Origin of the sequence: Psychrobacillus psychrotolerans (assembly GCF_900115805.1) — a bacterium.
GTDB classification, from domain to species: Bacteria; Bacillota; Bacilli; order Bacillales_A; family Planococcaceae; genus Psychrobacillus; species Psychrobacillus psychrotolerans.
The window spans coordinates 301,518-319,085 of sequence record NZ_FOXU01000001.1 but is presented as its reverse complement, the minus strand read 5'-3'; the positions used below and the strand labels follow the sequence as shown (position 1 = coordinate 319,085).

Sequence of the window (17,568 nt, the reverse complement as noted above, 5' to 3'; positions counted from 1 at the left end):
TTAGAGGAGGAAACAAATGATTTCACTAATTGTTGCACATGATCCTAATCGAGTAATTGGATTTGAAAACAAAATGCCTTGGTATATTCCAGGTGATCTTGCTTACTTTAAAAAAACAACGATGGACAAAGCCATTGTAATGGGAAGAAATACATTTGAATCCATCGGGCGAGTGCTACCAGGACGGAAAAATATTATCGTCTCGAGAAATCTCGATTATAAAATTGAGGGTGCTGAGGTAGTGACAGACCTAGTTGAGGCAATTGAAATAGCCTCTGCTCATCATGAAGAAGTAATGGTAATTGGGGGTGAACAAATTTTTCGAGCTGTTTTACCTAAAGCAGATAGACTTTATATAACTTTTATCCAACAAAGTTTTGAAGGAGATACTTATTTCCCGCCATATGGTGATGACTGGGTGTTAGTTGAAACAACGGAAGATATGAAAACGCCAGATGGTATTACTTATGCTTATTTGGTTTATGAACGAAAGGTTAGTGAATAATTTGTTTTCGAGTCTAAGAACTTTTGGATTTTTGTTTGGATATTTACCAGTTTCTTTATCTAAATTAATAACTATTAAAAAGCAAAAGAATATGATTACTACGGAGCAATATGATCGACTTGTTCATCGTGTGCCTCAATTATGGTCAAGTGGAATTCTACAAAGAACGAAAAGTACTTTCAGATTTCAAGGGGAAGAAAATCTTCCAAGTGGACCTGTGTTGTTTATTTCCAACCATGAAGGGAATTTCGATATTCCAAGTTTACTAGCGTATATTCCCAAACCTTTCGGATTCATATCGAAAATAGAAGTAAAAAAACTTCCCATTATCTCGCAGTGGATGGAAGAAATGAATTGTGTATTTTTAGATAGGTCCAATCGAAAAAGTTCCTATCAGTCAATTGAGGATACTGTGAACATTTTAAAAAAGGGGCACTCTATTTTAATCTTCCCAGAAGGTACAAGAAGCAAGGGAGGAGAAGTAGGGGATTTTAAATCAGGATTTGTACGAATTGCAAAAATGGCCAATGTTCCAATTGTTCCAATAGCCATATATGGCACTTCAAACATTATGGAAAAAAATAATAATAAAATTTGTCCTGCTAACGTTCAAATAAGCGTGTTACCCACATACACTGTAGAGAATATTGCCCACAATGAACCGAGCAAAATTATAGAGGATTTACACACAATCATTGCTAAAGAAATCGATTTTATGAGTTCAGCTATCAAATAGTTTACAGAACACCAGTATTCTTCTTATAATAGTAATAAGTAGGAAGGGAAGGGATAGCATATGCCGAAAGTTCATATAGTAACTGATTCTACAGCGGATTTAACATCAGCCCTGATAGAACAATATAATATACATGTAGTACCTTTGACTATTCATATTGATGGTGAATCATATATCGACGGAGTAGATATAAACCCAGAGGAATTTTTAGAAAAAATGGCGACATCTAAAGAACTGCCAAAATCATCGCAGCCATCATCAGGAGTGTTTAAAGAATTATACGACGAGCTAGGTAAAAATGGTGATCAAATTATCTCTATACATATGACTGGTGGCATGAGTGGAACTGTCAAATCAGCACAAGCAGCTGCTGAAATGTCAACTGCAGATGTTACTGTAATCGATTCGAAATTTATATCGTTTGCATTACTATTTCAAGTGGAAGAAGCAGCTAGAATGGCTTCCAATGGCGAGACAAAAGAAGCAATCATTCAAAAAGTGGAAGATATTCGTAGCAAGTCTGATTTATTTGTAGTCGTAGATACTTTGGATAACCTTGTTAAAGGTGGACGAATTGGAAAAGGAAAGGCAATGCTCGGTTCATTACTTTCTATTAAACCAATTGCAAGCTTAGCGGGTGGTGAGTATACACCGATTGCAAAAGTAAGAAGTCATAAACAAGTTGTTAATTACTTATTTGACCGGTATATAGCTGATACAAAAGGGAAAGTGGTCAAAGCAGTAGGTATTTCGCATGCAAATGGGTTTTCTATGGCGACTCCTTTGATGAATTTAATAAAGGAGTCAGGTTTTTTAGACATCCAAGTTTCGTTTACCTCTCCCGTTATTAGTACGCATACAGGACCAGGAGCAATTGGATTTATGTATATGACTGAATAGGTAAAAGGCAGAGGGCAGGGAAGCGTATTTTTCCCTGCTTTTGTTTTACCAAAAGGGGTTTCTGCAAATGAGATATTTAATAATTATTATAAGCGTTATCTTTCTAGTAGGATGTAATTCCAATGATATGGTGGAGGTTAGCTTTTCGGAAAAACAGGATGTGCTTTTTGAAGATTATGTTATTCCTTTTCAGTTCTTCCCGAGAACGATAGAAGTCGTTGGGCTGGGAGATTCTTTAACACAAGGAGTTGGAGATGAGTTAAAGAGGGAAGGATACTTTGGAAGGCTCCAGCAACATTTTTCACAATATAATGGAATAGAAGCTGTAGATTTAACCAATACTGCAAAAAGAGGGCGCAGAAGTGATCAACTATTAAAAATGTTAAAAGCTGGAGATATTGATCATCATATCCGGAAAGCTCATTTAATTACTTTAACTATTGGTGGAAATGACATCATGAAAGTAATAAAAAAAGATTTGTTTAATTTGAAAGTAGAGGCTTTTGAAAAGGAATTAAATAAATTCGAAAAGAATTATGAACAGATTCTTGATGAGATTAGGGAGATTAATAGTACTGCCCCAATTATCATCATGGGTTTATATAATCCTATTACGATTGTTACAGATGAGAAATCTGAATTTGATTTAATTTTAAATAATTGGAATGAAGCTATCGAAGAGATGGCTGAAGATGATATGAATGCTTGTTTTATACCAATCGATCATCTTTTCGTAACAAATACAAATTTGGTTTATCATACAGACTTTTTCCATCCCAATAGCAAGGGATATCAGCTTGTTATAGATGAAATAGTTAGCTCAATGCAAGATTGTGGTTTAATAGATGAGGATAACAGGGAATTGTTGTTTTAGGGAGTTGATGGATTGAATAAGTGGAAAATCGCGTTTTTTTTATTAGTACTACTTTTGATCGGCAGTATTGGAACTGTTGTTTATTGGATAACAGCTCCTGTTGAGTCTGTATGGATAGAGGAAACAAACACACCAGCAGAAGGAAATGTGTTAACTGTAAACGCTACGAAAGAGGATTTTCAAGCTATTGCCAATACTTATCTTAAAAAGGCGATGGGAGATAAGCCTCTTCCCCTTCAAATATCAGTGGATGATCAAATTGTTTTGTCATCAGAGTTCACTGCTTTTTCTATTAACTTGCCGGTAAGAATGTTTTTTGAACCATATGTAGAAGAGAATGGAAATATTCGTTTAGAGCAATCTTCCGTCGAAATTGGACGATTAAGTTTGGATCCCGAAACCATTTTAAAGCTTCTGAGAGATTCGATTGAGCTTCCAAAATGGATGGTGGTAGATCCAGAAAAAGAAGAAGTCCTCATTCAATTATCTGATATTCCCATGGACTCTGGAGTTGGAGTTCGAGCAAAAGAGTTGAATTTAGCAGAGGATATCATTACGCTTGAGATTGTAATACCGAAAGAATAGGAGGCAAAACAATGGAAAAAGCAACTTTTGCGGGCGGCTGTTTTTGGTGTATGGTGAAGCCTTTTGATTCGTACGATGGAATTGAAAAAGTAATCTCAGGATATACGGGTGGACATGTACCTAATCCGACATACGAACAAGTTTGTTCTAATGCAACTGGACATTATGAAGCAGTACAAATCACTTTTGACCCAGCTATTTTTTCATATGATCGTTTATTAGAAATTTTTTGGCTGAATATAGATCCAACTGATGACAATGGTCAATTTTTTGACCGAGGATCATCTTATCAAACTGCTATTTTTTATCATACAGAAGAGCAAAAAGAAAAAGCAATCGCTTCTAAGGATGCTTTGGATGCTTCAGGGAAATTTAAAGCTAAAATTGCAGTGAAAATACTACCTGCCGCGGAGTTTTACCCTGCAGAGGAGTATCATCAAGATTATTATAAGAAAAACCCTGCACACTATAATGGCTATTTTACGGGATCAGGGAGAGCGGCATTTGTGGAAAGTATAAAGGAGGGGCTATAAATGAAAGAGAATTTAACAGAAATGCAATTTTATGTAACCCAACAAAATGGTACGGAGCCTCCATTTCAAGGTGAGTATGATCAGCATTTTGATGAAGGCATATATGTAGACATAGTATCTGGCAAACCTCTTTTCCATTCAAAAGATAAATATGATGCAGGTTGTGGTTGGCCAAGCTTTACTCGACCTATTGAAGAACATGAGGTTTTAGAGAAGTTTGATGATACCCATGGCATGAGAAGAGTAGAAGTGCGTAGTAAAACTGCAGACTCTCATCTTGGACATGTGTTCCCGGATGGACCTAAGGAAGAAACTGGGCTACGGTACTGTATCAATTCTGCAGCACTACGATTTGTACCAAAGGAAAAATTAGCTGAAGAAGGCTATGAAGAGTATAGTAGATTATTTTAATAAATGAATAACTAAAAAGGAAGTGGGGAATCCACTTCCTTTTTTTAGTTAAAGTAACAAGTTTTCGCGTGTATTTTGGGTTCCCGTTAATCAACCAATAGTACCGCTATGATCTCCGTTTAAGGTAGTTAACGGAACGGAAGACTAAGAGCATTATCTTTCGGTTTGTACTACCTAAATTAGTGAAATTGCATTTTCGAAAGCTTCCTCAATGAATAAGAAAGTATTTTTTCTCTTGTTATCCGAAATGGACTTACCTGTTTCGAGGAGTTGTAGAAGGGTGACCGGACAGGCAAACGCCATAAAATTACCAAAAAAAAGAGATGCTGGTTCGTTGTGACGTCCGTCACAATCAAACTAGCATCTCTAAAAATTTTCTTTCAGTAATCATTAGCAACCGTCTGTCTAAAGCCTTCGAGAACGATTGAATTAGGATCGTCTGGTCTTTTGGGGGTAACGAAATTATAGTTTGAATTCATTTACTACTTTACTTAATTCATCTGCTTGGTGCGATAATTCCACAGCAGATGCATTAATTTCTTGCATTGCAGCAGATCCTTGTTCAGCAGCAGCAGCGGACGTTTCCGTGTTGGATGCTGTATTTTCGGCAATTTGCGTTACTTCTATAAAAGATGCAGCAACTTCTTGACTAAAGTTTAGTGTTTCTTCGATTTGTTTTACCATCTTATCGATGATGGAAATAGTTTCATTTGTTTGATTCATAATTTGGTCTAGTGAAGTATTCGTTTCGTTTGCAACTTCAACTCCGCGAATTACACTTTCGACACCTTCTTTATTTTGTTTAACAATAGAAGTAACTTCAGTTTGTATAGAAGTTACAATGCCAGTAACTTCTTTTGCAGCCTTCTGGGATTGTTCCGCTAACTTTCTAACCTCATCAGCAACAACGGCAAATCCTCTGCCATGTTCTCCTGCACGAGCAGCTTCAATTGCAGCATTTAATGCTAGAAGATTTGTTTGTTCTGCAATAGCTGTTATCGTTTTTATAATGGATGTAATTTCGTGAGATTTGATACCAAGTGATTCTACAGTTTGAGTCGTATTAGCCATTGTTTCTTCGATACTCATCATTACGTTGGATGAATGCTGTACAGATTCTCCACCTTTTTGAGCAGCTTCAATCATGTGATCGGTAGCTTGTTTAACTGATTGCGCATCATTGTTTAAGTACCTTGTTGCTTCTTCTAATGAATTCATCTTTTGAATTGCTTCCGTCATACTTCTTAATGTTTGATCACTACCGACAGCAATTTCGTTGGTAGAATCAGCAATAGATTGTATCGTTAAGGCGGTTTCGTCTGAGGAAGCCATTAATTCTTGACCACTAGCCGAGACGTTTACGGTAAGCTCTCTCACTCTTCTTACAAGGTCTGCTATGGATGATATTAATACATTCGTACTCATAGCTATCTCGGAAAATTCATCTTTTGATCTAACTTTTACTCGTCTAGTTAAATCTCCACCAGCTTGAGCAATATCTAATATAGAGCGGTTTATAGCATTAGTACTCCGCTTAATAGAATAGAAAAGGAAAATACCAAATGACAAAGTAAGTATGACAGAAAAAACAGTAAGTGCTATGAATAATATAAGTGATGTATTATTTTCTTTTTTTAACAAAGCAATTTGCTCAATGTTTTTCTTCTCCAGAATTTCATTCATTGCAGCGATATGTACATCCACATAATTCATCGCAGTTTTACCATTTCCTGTATTGACTAACTTTTGTGCTGCCTCTATACCTTGTTCATCACGAATTTTGATTACTCGTTCTGAGTATCCTAAGTATGTTGTGAAAAATTGATCAATTGATTGTAATTTTTGTGATTCTTCTGGACGATTTTTATATGTTTCTGTTAATTGTTTAATATGTGTAATAGTTGAGTCTTTATATTTTTTATAGCTTGCCATATAATTTTGCTTACCGGTAATAATATAACTTTGTTCTGCATTGGCAAGTTGAGCTATTTCGGTCGCAATCTGATTGACCATCATCTGCTCTTTTATATCCACATTTGTAAATTTCTCTAGAGCTTGTTGAGCAGAGAACATTTTGGTAGAGGTCAGTACAAGCATTAATATTAAAATAATGATAAGAACGGTGAATATTATTAATACTCGCCCTCGTATGGATTGTAAGAAACTCCCTTTGGATGTATCATTATTATCTAATTTATTATCCTTTTTCTTTAATCTTTTAAAAAGAGATAAAGGATTTTCCCGTTTAGCTTTTTCTTTACTCGTTCGATTTCTTTTTATAGAGGGGAATTTCAAGGATTTCAAATTCCTGGTAGTATTACTTCTCAATCAGACCAATCCTTTCAATATGTCAAACTATTATCATTTTTAAGTTTACTTGTTTTAGTTTGAATTATCTACATTTTTTTATTTTTTTATAAGTCTTCAGGACTAAAGGAGGGAAATTTTATGAGACAATCGTTTTATTTATTTGCATTAAAGTATCGTGGGGGTCAAAAGGATGATGAAAAGGCAGTATTTGCTAATAGTATGTTTAATCACCACGATTTTCCAAAAGCAGAAACTTCTTTCGATAAAGTTTCGTTGTATATTGAAGAGCTAGCAGATCCGAATATGCCTGCAACTGTATTTGATGAAATATGGGAGTATTATATAGAGGATTCTAAGTAGCAAGTTCATTGCAATTATAGGAAAAAAACGGTATCATTAAGCCGAAACGTATTAGAAATGAGGTTAATTAAATGAGTATTCATATTAATGCTAAAAAAGGTGAAATTGCAGACACAATCCTATTACCTGGAGATCCACTACGTGCGAAGTATATTGCGGAAACATTCTTAGAAGATGTTGTCCAGTATAATGAGGTTCGTAACATGTTTGGATATACGGGAACTTATAAAGGAAAACGTATTTCTGTACAAGGTACAGGAATGGGAGTGCCATCTATATCTATTTATGTTACAGAATTGATGAATGAGTATGATGTACAAAAGTTAATCCGAGTTGGAACTTGTGGTGCAATCCAAAAAGATGTGAAAGTGCGTGACGTAATTCTTGCTCAAAGTGCATCTTCAGATTCATCTATGAACAAAGTTCTTTTGGATGATATAAGTTTTGCTCCAACAGCTGACTTTGACTTACTGTATAAAGCATATAATGCAGGCAAAGAAGCTGGATTGAATTTAAAAGTTGGGAATGTATTTACAGCTGATTTATTCTACAATGAGAACGCACAAAATGAGAAGTGGGCGGACTACGGAGTTCTTGCTGTAGAAATGGAGACAGCAGCTCTTTATACACTTGCGGCTAAATTTGGACGTCAAGCATTATCTGTTTTAACAGTTAGTGATCATATTATCACGGGAGAAGCAACTTCTTCTGAAGAGCGTCAAACAACGTTCAATGATATGATTGTAGTTGCATTAGAAGCTGCAATTCAAGACTAACAACTACTATTAGCTTTGAATAAGATAACAATCATAAATAGACTGTCATCTATATGACAGTCTTTTTTAAAATAATACGATGACTTAAAATATTAAATATTACATACATTATTTAAAGAAGTTTTTTGAAAAGGGTGAAGGATTTGGACGAACAAAAACAAAATAACGAAGAAGAATTTACAGAAATAAAACCAGCATCCAAATATATTAAAATGAAACCATTTGTTTTCCTATTAACTATTTTTGCCCTTGTTGTAGCAACAGCAGCTGTTACCTTGATTGCGTTAACATGGGGGGATGAAAAAGTTGTAAATGTAAATGCAGGTGATAAGAGCGAGCGATCTGAGTTCTCTAAATTGTATTTGGCTTACGATAAATTAGAAGAAGAATATTATAAAGAAGTTGATGAAGAAGCTGTGATTAATGGCGCTATTAACGGGATGATTGATGCTTTAGAAGATCCATATTCCGATTATATGAACCAGGATGAGGCTTCTCAATTCAATGAAAATATTTCTTCGAGTTTTCAAGGGATAGGTGCAGAGATTCAAGAAGTAGACGGAGTTATTAACATCGTGTCACCTATTAAAAACTCGCCTGCTGAAAAAGCAGGGTTGATGCCAAATGATAAAGTTATGGCAGTAGATGGAAAAGATATTAAAGGATTTAGTGCTTCCGAAGCAGTATTACTTATTCGTGGTAGTAAAGGGACAGAAGTAACTCTATCTATACAACGTGGTACTAATGCTGTAATGGATGTAACAATTGTCCGTGACGATATTCCAATTGAAACGGTATATGCAGAAATGTTGGATGATCAAGTGGCGCATATTATTATATCGAGTTTTTCAACAAACACATATGATGAGTTGTTAAAAGCGATTGATGCCATGGAAAAAGAGGGCATGAAAGCGTTAGTACTTGATGTTCGTCAAAATCCAGGAGGTTTACTATCTTCTGCGATAGATATTTCTAATCTCTTTGTAGAAGAAGGAAAGAACTTACTGCAAATTGAAATTCAGGATAACAAAGAGGTTACAGTAGCTACCGATGGAACTCGTATCAAAGTACCTGTTACATTAATCATTGATGAAGGTAGTGCTTCAGCTTCAGAAATATTGGCTGGTGCCTTAAGTGAATCTGCAAATGTACCATTAGTAGGCTTAAATTCTTTTGGTAAAGGGACTGTACAAACAGTAAATGATTTACCGGATGGTTCTAATATTAAAATTACAACTGCTAAGTGGTTAACGCCAGAAGGAAACTGGATTCATGAAAAAGGGATTCTTCCAGATCATGTTGTGGAATATCCATCCTATGCTATGTTACCGCCTCTAGATACTACTGTAACATTGAAAACTAACCAATCCTCCGAAGCAGTTCAAACTGCTGAAGAAATGTTAAAGGCAGTTGGATATGATGTAGGTGAAGTAGATGGTAACTATGACGCACAGATGAATGCTGCTGTGAAGAAGTTCCAGACCGACAACAAACTTAAAGTTTCTGGTGATATAGATGGCGATACTTCTTATCAATTGATGAATTTACTTAGAGAGAAAATTTTAGAAGAAGATCCTCAGTTGTTAAAAGCGCAAGAAGTTGTGAAAGATTTGTTAAACAAATAAAGAGTTGGATGAAAGCTGGCCTATACGGTCAGCTTTTTCAACGAGATTAAGGGAGTTTAAAATTATGAAGGATGTCTATTTACTTAGTGGGTTTTTAGGAAGTGGGAAAACTTCTTTATTGTCACATTTAATCGAACAAATGAAAGAAAAGGGTTTAAAGCCAGCAGTAATCATGAATGAATTAGGAAAATTACCATTTGATAGTCGATCTGTGGATGAAGATGTTCCTATTAAAGAGATGTTAGAAGGATGTATATGCTGTACAGGTTCTGAAAAAATGGAGGCACAGTTGCAAATGTTATTAGAGGGAGAAGTGTTTGATGTCCTCTTAATCGAAACTACTGGTGCAGCTCATCCAGTCGAAGCAATGGATGCCGTGTTATCCCCTTATTTTGCAAATAGATTAAATATGAAGGGTATTATTACAGTAGCAGATAGTAAAAGATGGCTTGAGCGTGACAAAATGACCCCTCAAACACGTATGTTATTTATGGAGCAGATAAAACATGCGCATTTAATACTCGCAAATAAAATAGACCTTCTTTCTGAAGATGAAGTAGCTACGGTAACGATGCAAATTCAAGGTTTTAATAGACACGCTCCTATTATTCAGACTTCTAACGCAAAATTGCCATTGAATATGATTACAGGTCTAGAAGCAACTTATCATGGTCAAGAAGTTAAACAAGCGGCAATAGGTAAGCAACTGACCTTATCCTCCCGCTTACATACTTTTTCGGAGCCAGTGGAAAAAGAAGTGTTCGAACAATGGGTAAAAGAACTCCCAGATACCGTCTATCGTATGAAGGGTTATGTACCATTAGTAGGCTATAAAAACCCTTTTCTGTTTCAGTATGCATATGGTATGGTGCAATGGTTACCAGAATATATAAAAATGGAGCCACAGATTGTAATCATTGGAGATCAGGTAGAAGCAATCACTGTAATTGGAAATACGCCAAATGATTAGTGCGTTTCAGTTACTCTACCAAAATCGTCACTCCGTTGATAATATACAAACTGTTGAAGAGGTTAGAACTATTATTCGGTCTGAGTTATTGGACGAATTTACTCATCCTAGAGCTAGGGTATCTATTCAACAGAAGTATAAATTGGCACTCGATCGTATTAGTAATAGTACGCTATCGGTCAGTAAACAACAGATGGTGATTGAACTGTATAACGAAGAATATAAAAAACTGTCAACCGATTGTAAAAGCTAATATTTTAGCATAGTGGATAAGTTATCCATAAATCTTTGCTAGACTTGTAGATTTTAAAGAAAAAAATATTCTATTGGATTCATTGGTATATTTTATGTGAAAATTTCATTCAATTTTGTGTTTACAATAGGGGAGCACAAAAGAAGGAGGAAATGAAACATGAATAAAAAACATACGATTATGGCTGGAGTATTAGCTAGTGGATTATTAATCTCTGCCAGTACAGCTAGCGCATCTATGAATACTGGGTTTTCACCAACTACTTCCGTGGCAAAAACATCCGTTGTATTTAATGGGGAAGTTCCAAAAAATCTTTCTTATAAAGTAAAATGGAATTACAATATGCAGTTATCATTTGCAAAGCTTCTAAATCTTAAGGATGTTTCTAAGATTAATATAGGCCAAGTAGTGAACAAACCAGTAGCTAAAGAAGATGAAAAACAAACAGAAGAAAAAGCACCGGTTCCTGTAGTGGAAAAACCAGCAGAACCAGCTAAAAAACCAGAAGTGGTAACTCCAGCTAAACCAGCTGAAGAAAAACCTGTAGTAAAAGAACCAGTTCAAGAAAAGCCAGTTGTTAAAGAACCGGTAAAAGAAACTCCTGCAGTACAAGAACCTACAGTTCAAAAACCTGCAGTACAACAACCAGCACCTACAGTAAAAGAACCTGTAGTGCAAAAACCAACAACTGAAGTGAAAGAAGAGGTTAAAGTTACTTCTGAAATTCAGCAAGTGGTGAATTTAACTAACCAAGAACGTGCTAAAGCAGGGTTGAAAGCACTTCAAATCGATACAAAACTTACCCAGTCTGCACAAGCAAAATCTCAAGATATGAAAAATAAAAATTATTTCTCACATACAAGCCCAACTTACGGTTCACCATTTGATCAAATGAAATCAATGGGAATTACGTATAAATCGGCTGCAGAAAATATCGCAATGGGTCAACGTAATGCAGCTGAAGTTGTAGACGCGTGGATGAAATCTCCTGGTCATAAAGCTAATATTATGAACGGCTCATTTACACATATTGGCGTAGGTTTATCAGATAGTGGTTATTATTGGACACAGCAATTTATCGGTAAATAATTAACACACAAAAAAGCGACGCCTATGCGTCGCTTCAGTTTGACGACAAAGGTATTTTTATAAATGGTTATGAATAGTAAATAAATATTCATAAGGGTTTTATTCATCCTATTAAAAGTAAGATATTGAATACTCTATTGGAACTGTTTATAAGGCAAGGTCCACCACGAAGACTCCTATGGGATAGCTTGAGCTGAAGACCCCGCAGGAAGGACATTGGTCGAACTTTGTTTGACCAATGTCTTTGCGACGAGTAACCGCAGGAGCATATGTTTTTAGTAGTGACGAGGAGGCTGAAGCCAAGCCCACGGAAAGCGAAGTGGTGGGCATTGCCGAGTTTAATATTCAACTCTATACATCTAAAATTAAGTTTGTCTACAGTCTAAAGCGACGCCTATGCGTCGCTTTTTGTGTATGTATTATTTGATGCGTCTGAGTATCGTTTTATTATACGAACAGTTACTTGCAGTTCACTGAAGGTTCACAAACGTTGCTCCACACGTTACTTACTATTCGTGGATATTGACTTGGGAAAAGTGGAACCTTAGGGATATACATCGGAGCTGTGCACTTTTACTTCATTTTCTTCTGTAAATAAACAAGTCTTATCGTAAGTGTGATAGCCCCTATAGATAATCCTACAATCAATCCAATCCAATATCCAAAGCGCTCAAACGACGTATAATTGGCTAGAATATAACCGGTTGGTAAGCCAATAATCCAATAGGAAATAATCGCCATGATAAAGGTGATCGTCACATCTTTATAACCACGTAATGCTCCTTGGACAGGCGCTTGAATCGCATCAGACAATTGGAACAATGCGGCAAAGAAGAAAAACTGAACGGTCAATTCGATTACATACTTATCATTCGTATATACAGAGGCTATTTGTTCTCTAAATAACAACAATATCGAAATAGAAACTAAGCTAAAGCAAATCGCTGTTGCAACACTCAACCAACTATAGGTCCTAGCATCAGCGAATCGATTTGCCCCTATTTCATGACCGACTAGAATAGTTGCCCCCATGGCAATGCTAAGAGGGACCATATAAAGCAGTGAAGTAAAATTCATCGCTATTTGATGAGCGGAAATAACCTCGGTTGAATATACACTCATTAGAATGGTAACTGCAGAAAATATAGTGGTTTCTGCAAATAGAGATAAACCTATCGGCACTCCAATCTTCATGAGCATCCGTATTTTCACTAAAGAGGGTTTAGTCCATCTGTGAAAGATTTGTAATTCTGCAAATGGGTTACTCCGAAGTACGATAATAATGGCGATCAGCAATATAAGCCAGTATGTAATTGCCGAGGCAAGTCCTGCTCCGACTCCCCCTAACTCTGGTAAGCCCAATTTACCGTAAATAAGTAGGTAATTTAAGACAATATTAATGGGAGCAGATACTAAGATGATAAACATAGACACTCTTGTTTTCCCTAATGCATCGATAAACGACCGTAAAACGCTATACAAAAATAACGGAATTAGTCCAATGCACAACATCAATAAATATTTCTTTGCTACGATGCGTACACTAGCTTCAAGAGGTATTAAATTTAGTACAGGGTCAATGACTAGGAAAATACCTACAAAAACAACGATTGCAAGCAATATTCCAATATAAAAACCCTGATGAACAAAGGTACGTACATCTTTCTTCTTTTTTGCTCCGATTAATTGTGCTACAATTGGCGTAATGCCTATTAATATACCGGTTAAGGCGGTATATACAGGCACCCATAAAGAGGAACCTATAGAAACACCAGCTAAATGGGTAATGCTATATTTACTTGTCATCAGGATATCAAAGAAGGTCATCAAATAGAGTGCAATTTGCGTGATTAATATGGGTAAAACGATCTTAATCATATACTTACTTTTTTCTGGTAGAGTTCTCATTTCGTGCATGTTGGCATACATCCTTTAAAGTTATAAATTAGTTAGGAGATTATTAATGAATAATAACACAATAGTATTAACGGGTGGAGGGACGGCTGGTCATGTTTCGTTAAATGAAGCCATAATACCCGAGTTAATAAAGAAAAAATACGATATCCATTATATTGGTTCTTATAATGGAATAGAAAAAACAATTATCGGGGATAAATTCCCTAATATTCCGTATCACCCTATTTCTAATGGGAAGTTAAGACGTTACTTTTCCATAAAAAACTTTTCTGATCCATTTAAAGTGTTGTATGGAACAATGCAGGCCATTACTGTGCTAAAAAAAGTAAAGCCTTCTGTTGTATTTTCTAAAGGAGGTTTTGTATCTGTACCGGTTGTACTGGCAGCGAAGCTTTCCAATATACCAGTTGTCATTCATGAATCAGATTTAACTCCAGGGCTTGCCAATAAAATTGCATCGTCATTTGCAGAACATATTTTTACTGTATTCGAAGAGACAATTAAGCATTTACCGGCAAACAAGGCTTCATCTATTGGAGCGATACTGCGTCCTGATTTATTTCATGGTGATGAAAAAATTGCAGAACAGTTAACCGGCTTCGATGCATCAAAAGAAACAATTATTGTCATGGGTGGTAGTCAAGGCTCTGCAAAGATCAATGAAGTAATCAAACAGAATATTGAGCAATTGACAAAAAGATTTCAAGTTATTCATCTATGTGGAAAAGGCAATAAAGATGAGCTATTAGTCGGGAAACCGAACTATATCGCTTTTGAATATGTAACCAATGAATTACCACATTTAATGAAAATATCTAATTATGTAATTAGCCGAGCTGGTTCGAACTCTATATTTGAGTTTTTGGAACTGAAAAAACCGATGTTACTTATTCCTTTATCCGTTCATGCGAGTAGAGGAGATCAGGTTTTAAACGCTAAATATTTTGAGAAAAAAGGATTTGCTTCTATATTAGAAGAGGAAGATCTTACAGCTACAACTTTTATGGACTCTTTTAATCGACTTGTAGATGAAAAAGAAGAAATGATTGATCGTATGTTCGAGGTTAATGCTTCTAAAACACCTGAACAATTTGTTGACCTATTATTAACTTACCAAAAATAAACAACTCCCGTCACTTTGTGAAGTGACGGGAGTTGTTTTACATTGCTTGTTCTTCTTCGTTTTCTTGTTGCATTAGTACTAAGTGGAACAAATCTTTCGGTATATAGTAAAGATCAAATACTTCTTCTGTCTTGTTAACCTCTGCATAGATAGAAGGATGAGATTCATTGGCTTTTAATGCATATCTAAGTTTTTCTGTTGCACGAATACTTTTACTATTACTTTTTCGAATACGTAAAAAAACAGTTTGTATATCTAATTCAAAGAAAATTTCCTGCAAAAATTGTTCTTTAGCTTTTTTATTGTAACCAAGACCTTGAAACGAACTGCCAATCCAAGTACCTAAAAATCCTGCTCCATCTTCTACATCAAACAGATTTATAGTGCCAATTGGTTGGCCAAAATCACTAATAATAGTACGAGAAATAACAGTTCCTTTTTCTTCTTCTTCCATTAACTGTTTGGTCATAAACCAATACTCGTCAGCAGAATTTGCTTTTTGACGTACGAAAGGCAAAATGGTTGGATCTGACATTAGTTCATAAAGAGATGTACATTCAAATAAATCTCGTTTTTTTATCAAAAAAAGCGCCCCCTAAAAGAACCCATAAATGAGCATAGTCATCCTAGTTCCCCTGAAATTTTTCACTTCAACGTGCATAAAAAATTTCGGGGTAGGAATCGAACCTACTAGGACCAGCTCAAAACTGGTGGCGCACCATTTGCCTTCCCTCGGCAAAGCGAACTTTGCCTTATAAAATTATTTGCATTAATAATATACTAATTTTTTTTGGTTTTGCATAGTAGAAAGTATTTTAAAAATAATTAAATTTTTGTAAAAATTTTTTCAATTAATAGATGAAAGATACTTGTAAGTTTCTACATAAATACATATGATTAATATAGCAAAGTATAGAACTCGATTGGAGCTTTTAAAATAGATGTCTAAGTCCTTTTTAAACCATACTCAATTCCATTTATTATATGATTTATCTGATGAATATGTGTTCTTTATGAGAAAAGAAGATTCTACTTATGTATATGAGTTTATCAATAAAAAAGCAGCTGAACTTTTTTCAGAGAATCCGATAGGGAAAACCTTAGATGAATGCTTTAGTGAATTTCATAACAAAACGATTATTCAACAATATAATCGTGCGTGTGCTCAAAAAGGGTCTGTTTGCTACCAGGATCATCATTGTGTACAAAGTGGAACACATATAAACGAAACAACTGTAATTCCTATTTTTGATAATGGAAACACTTATATTCTCGCAATGACTAGAGAAGTTTCACGAACACAAGATTTAAGAGAATCTACTTATCTTTTAGAGACGTATCGAGAAGCTATCAATGAAGTTGCACTTGTTGCCATGACCAATCAAAAAGGAATAATTGAAGTAGTAAACGATTTGTTTGAAAAGACTACGGGGTTTAAAAAGGAAGAAGTAATCGGGAAATCCTTTCACGTGTTAAATTCTAACTATCATGATGAATCTTTTTTTAAGGACATGTGGGACACCATCAGTAATGGACATATTTGGAATGGTCAAATACGTAATCGAACGAGAAACGGCTCTTTTTTCTGGGTAAATGCTATTGTTGTACCTATAAAAGATGATTTAGGGGAAATTGAAAAGTTCTTAACGGTACAATTTGATAATACAGAAAAGAATCGTATGTTAAAGGATTTACGCCATATTGAACGGTCCTTTAAGTTAATCACGGAGTATTCAAATGATTTAATTGCTATTACGGATGCAGATGGATACTTGCTTTATTCCTCACCTAGTCATGAAACTATTTTAAATTACGATAAAGAAGAGTTACTTGGTAGTTATTACTTTAATCTTATCGCTGATCAAACGGAAGCTGTGAATTTCGCCAAGATAAAAATGTTAGATAATTTTCGATTAGAACTTCTCCTTAAAAAAAAGGATGGAAAGTCGATTTGGACTGATACTTCTGTGACGTCCGTGGAGAGTACAGTAGACGATTGTAAAGAAAAGTCGTTTGTTATAGTATCTCGTGAAATAACAGAAAAGAGAGCTTTACAAAACCAACTAAAGTTTATGGCTTATCATGATAGTTTAACTAGTCTACCAAATAGACGTTCCTTTTATGAAGATCTTCCTGAATATATTTCTTCCGCTTGTTCAGCGTTTCCGAATGTAGGCTTACTATATATAGATGGTGATAATTTTAAGGCTATAAACGATCAATATGGGCATGATATAGGGGATCAGTTTCTAACTTATTTCGCTGAAAAGCTTCAAATAAGCTTGGACTATAAGTTTAATGTATATCGTATCGGTGGAGACGAATTTGTCATAATTGTTGATCAGATCAACGACTATGTAAATGGTAGAAGCAATGGTTTGGATAAAATTATTCAATCTATACAAGAAAACTTACGTAAAGGCTGGACAATAGATGACTTTTACTTTTCACCTACCTCTTCTATAGGAGTTGCTATGTTCCCAGATGATGGCTCATCAGTAGACGAGCTTTTAGATAATGCAGATCAAGCTCTTTATATAGCCAAGAAGAATGGAAAAAACAATTATATATATTCCAATACCGTTCATTCATAATGGAACG

18 protein-coding genes are annotated in these 17,568 nt (G+C 35.3%); 15 read left to right on the top strand and 3 right to left on the bottom strand.

What is annotated here, in order from left to right; all coding sequences use genetic code 11:
- Positions 1–16: 16 nt before the first annotated feature.
- The 7 genes from BM260_RS01745 (at position 17) to msrB (ending at position 4,544) form a co-directional block, all read left to right on the top strand.
- Positions 17–505, top strand: a complete 489-nt coding sequence (locus tag BM260_RS01745; protein ID WP_093534391.1) for a dihydrofolate reductase — start codon at positions 17–19, stop codon at positions 503–505.
- Complete coding sequence (locus BM260_RS01740) at positions 483–1,241, top strand: lysophospholipid acyltransferase family protein (protein ID WP_093535674.1); 759 nt, start codon at positions 483–485, stop codon at positions 1,239–1,241. Before BM260_RS01745 ends, BM260_RS01740 begins: the two co-directional genes overlap by 23 nt.
- A 60-nt stretch (positions 1,242–1,301) precedes the next feature.
- Positions 1,302–2,141 (top strand): DegV family protein, encoded by an 840-nt coding sequence (locus BM260_RS01735; protein ID WP_093534389.1) that lies wholly within the window; start codon positions 1,302–1,304, stop codon positions 2,139–2,141.
- Between the two features lie 67 nt (positions 2,142–2,208).
- A complete protein-coding gene (locus tag BM260_RS01730) occupies positions 2,209–3,015 on the top strand; it encodes a GDSL-type esterase/lipase family protein (RefSeq protein ID WP_245762612.1) in 807 nt (268 codons plus the stop codon).
- 12 nt (positions 3,016–3,027) lie between these two features.
- The gene (locus tag BM260_RS01725) at positions 3,028–3,600 is read left to right on the top strand and encodes a YpmS family protein (protein WP_093534387.1); all 573 of its coding nucleotides are present in this window, start codon (positions 3,028–3,030) and stop codon (positions 3,598–3,600) included.
- 11 nt (positions 3,601–3,611) lie between these two features.
- Positions 3,612–4,133, top strand: a complete 522-nt coding sequence (gene msrA, locus BM260_RS18600; protein WP_245762611.1) for a peptide-methionine (S)-S-oxide reductase MsrA — start codon at positions 3,612–3,614, stop codon at positions 4,131–4,133.
- Positions 4,134–4,544 carry a peptide-methionine (R)-S-oxide reductase MsrB gene (gene msrB / locus BM260_RS18595; RefSeq protein WP_245762610.1) on the top strand — a complete coding sequence of 137 codons (411 nt, stop codon included), beginning with the start codon at positions 4,134–4,136 and terminating at the stop codon, positions 4,542–4,544.
- A gap of 462 nt (positions 4,545–5,006) precedes the next feature.
- On the opposite strand, the gene BM260_RS01715 is transcribed toward msrB, so the two are convergent.
- On the bottom strand, positions 5,007–6,848 hold the full coding sequence (locus BM260_RS01715) for a methyl-accepting chemotaxis protein (RefSeq protein ID WP_245762609.1): 1,842 nt from the start codon (positions 6,846–6,848) through the stop codon (positions 5,007–5,009).
- 144 nt (positions 6,849–6,992) lie between these two features.
- On the opposite strand from BM260_RS01715, the gene BM260_RS01710 reads away from it, so the two are divergent.
- The 6 genes from BM260_RS01710 to BM260_RS01685 all read left to right on the top strand — a co-directional run bounded on the left by BM260_RS01710 (position 6,993) and on the right by BM260_RS01685 (position 11,927).
- Positions 6,993–7,214 (top strand): YozE family protein, encoded by a 222-nt coding sequence (locus BM260_RS01710; protein ID WP_093534385.1) that lies wholly within the window; start codon positions 6,993–6,995, stop codon positions 7,212–7,214.
- Positions 7,215–7,285: 71 nt separating this feature from the next.
- Entirely contained in the window at positions 7,286–7,990 is a 705-nt protein-coding gene (gene deoD / locus BM260_RS01705; protein WP_093534383.1) for a purine-nucleoside phosphorylase, read from the top strand.
- A gap of 143 nt (positions 7,991–8,133) precedes the next feature.
- Positions 8,134–9,615, top strand: a complete 1,482-nt coding sequence (locus tag BM260_RS01700) for a lmo1851 family serine protease (protein WP_093534380.1) — start codon at positions 8,134–8,136, stop codon at positions 9,613–9,615.
- Positions 9,616–9,679: 64 nt separating this feature from the next.
- Positions 9,680–10,585, top strand: a complete 906-nt coding sequence (locus tag BM260_RS01695; RefSeq protein ID WP_093534378.1) for a CobW family GTP-binding protein — start codon at positions 9,680–9,682, stop codon at positions 10,583–10,585.
- Complete coding sequence (locus tag BM260_RS01690) at positions 10,578–10,838, top strand: hypothetical protein (protein WP_093534376.1); 261 nt, start codon at positions 10,578–10,580, stop codon at positions 10,836–10,838. Before BM260_RS01695 ends, BM260_RS01690 begins: the two co-directional genes overlap by 8 nt.
- A 159-nt stretch (positions 10,839–10,997) precedes the next feature.
- Positions 10,998–11,927, top strand: a complete 930-nt coding sequence (locus tag BM260_RS01685) for a CAP domain-containing protein (RefSeq protein WP_245762608.1) — start codon at positions 10,998–11,000, stop codon at positions 11,925–11,927.
- Positions 11,928–12,500: 573 nt separating this feature from the next.
- Here BM260_RS01685 and BM260_RS01680 read toward each other — a convergent pair.
- Entirely contained in the window at positions 12,501–13,844 is a 1,344-nt protein-coding gene (locus BM260_RS01680) for an MATE family efflux transporter (RefSeq protein ID WP_093534374.1), read from the bottom strand.
- Between the two features lie 46 nt (positions 13,845–13,890).
- On the opposite strand from BM260_RS01680, the gene BM260_RS01675 reads away from it, so the two are divergent.
- The gene (locus BM260_RS01675) at positions 13,891–14,967 is read left to right on the top strand and encodes an undecaprenyldiphospho-muramoylpentapeptide beta-N-acetylglucosaminyltransferase (protein ID WP_093534372.1); all 1,077 of its coding nucleotides are present in this window, start codon (positions 13,891–13,893) and stop codon (positions 14,965–14,967) included.
- Positions 14,968–15,004: 37 nt separating this feature from the next.
- Here the strand turns inward: BM260_RS01675 and BM260_RS01670 are convergent, their stop codons facing one another.
- A complete protein-coding gene (locus BM260_RS01670; protein ID WP_093534370.1) occupies positions 15,005–15,550 on the bottom strand; it encodes a GNAT family N-acetyltransferase in 546 nt (181 codons plus the stop codon).
- Positions 15,551–15,908: 358 nt separating this feature from the next.
- Here BM260_RS01670 and BM260_RS01665 point away from each other — a divergent pair, with 358 nt between their 5' ends.
- Positions 15,909–17,561 carry a diguanylate cyclase domain-containing protein gene (locus tag BM260_RS01665; protein WP_093534368.1) on the top strand — a complete coding sequence of 551 codons (1,653 nt, stop codon included), beginning with the start codon at positions 15,909–15,911 and terminating at the stop codon, positions 17,559–17,561.
- Positions 17,562–17,568 lie beyond the last annotated feature (7 nt).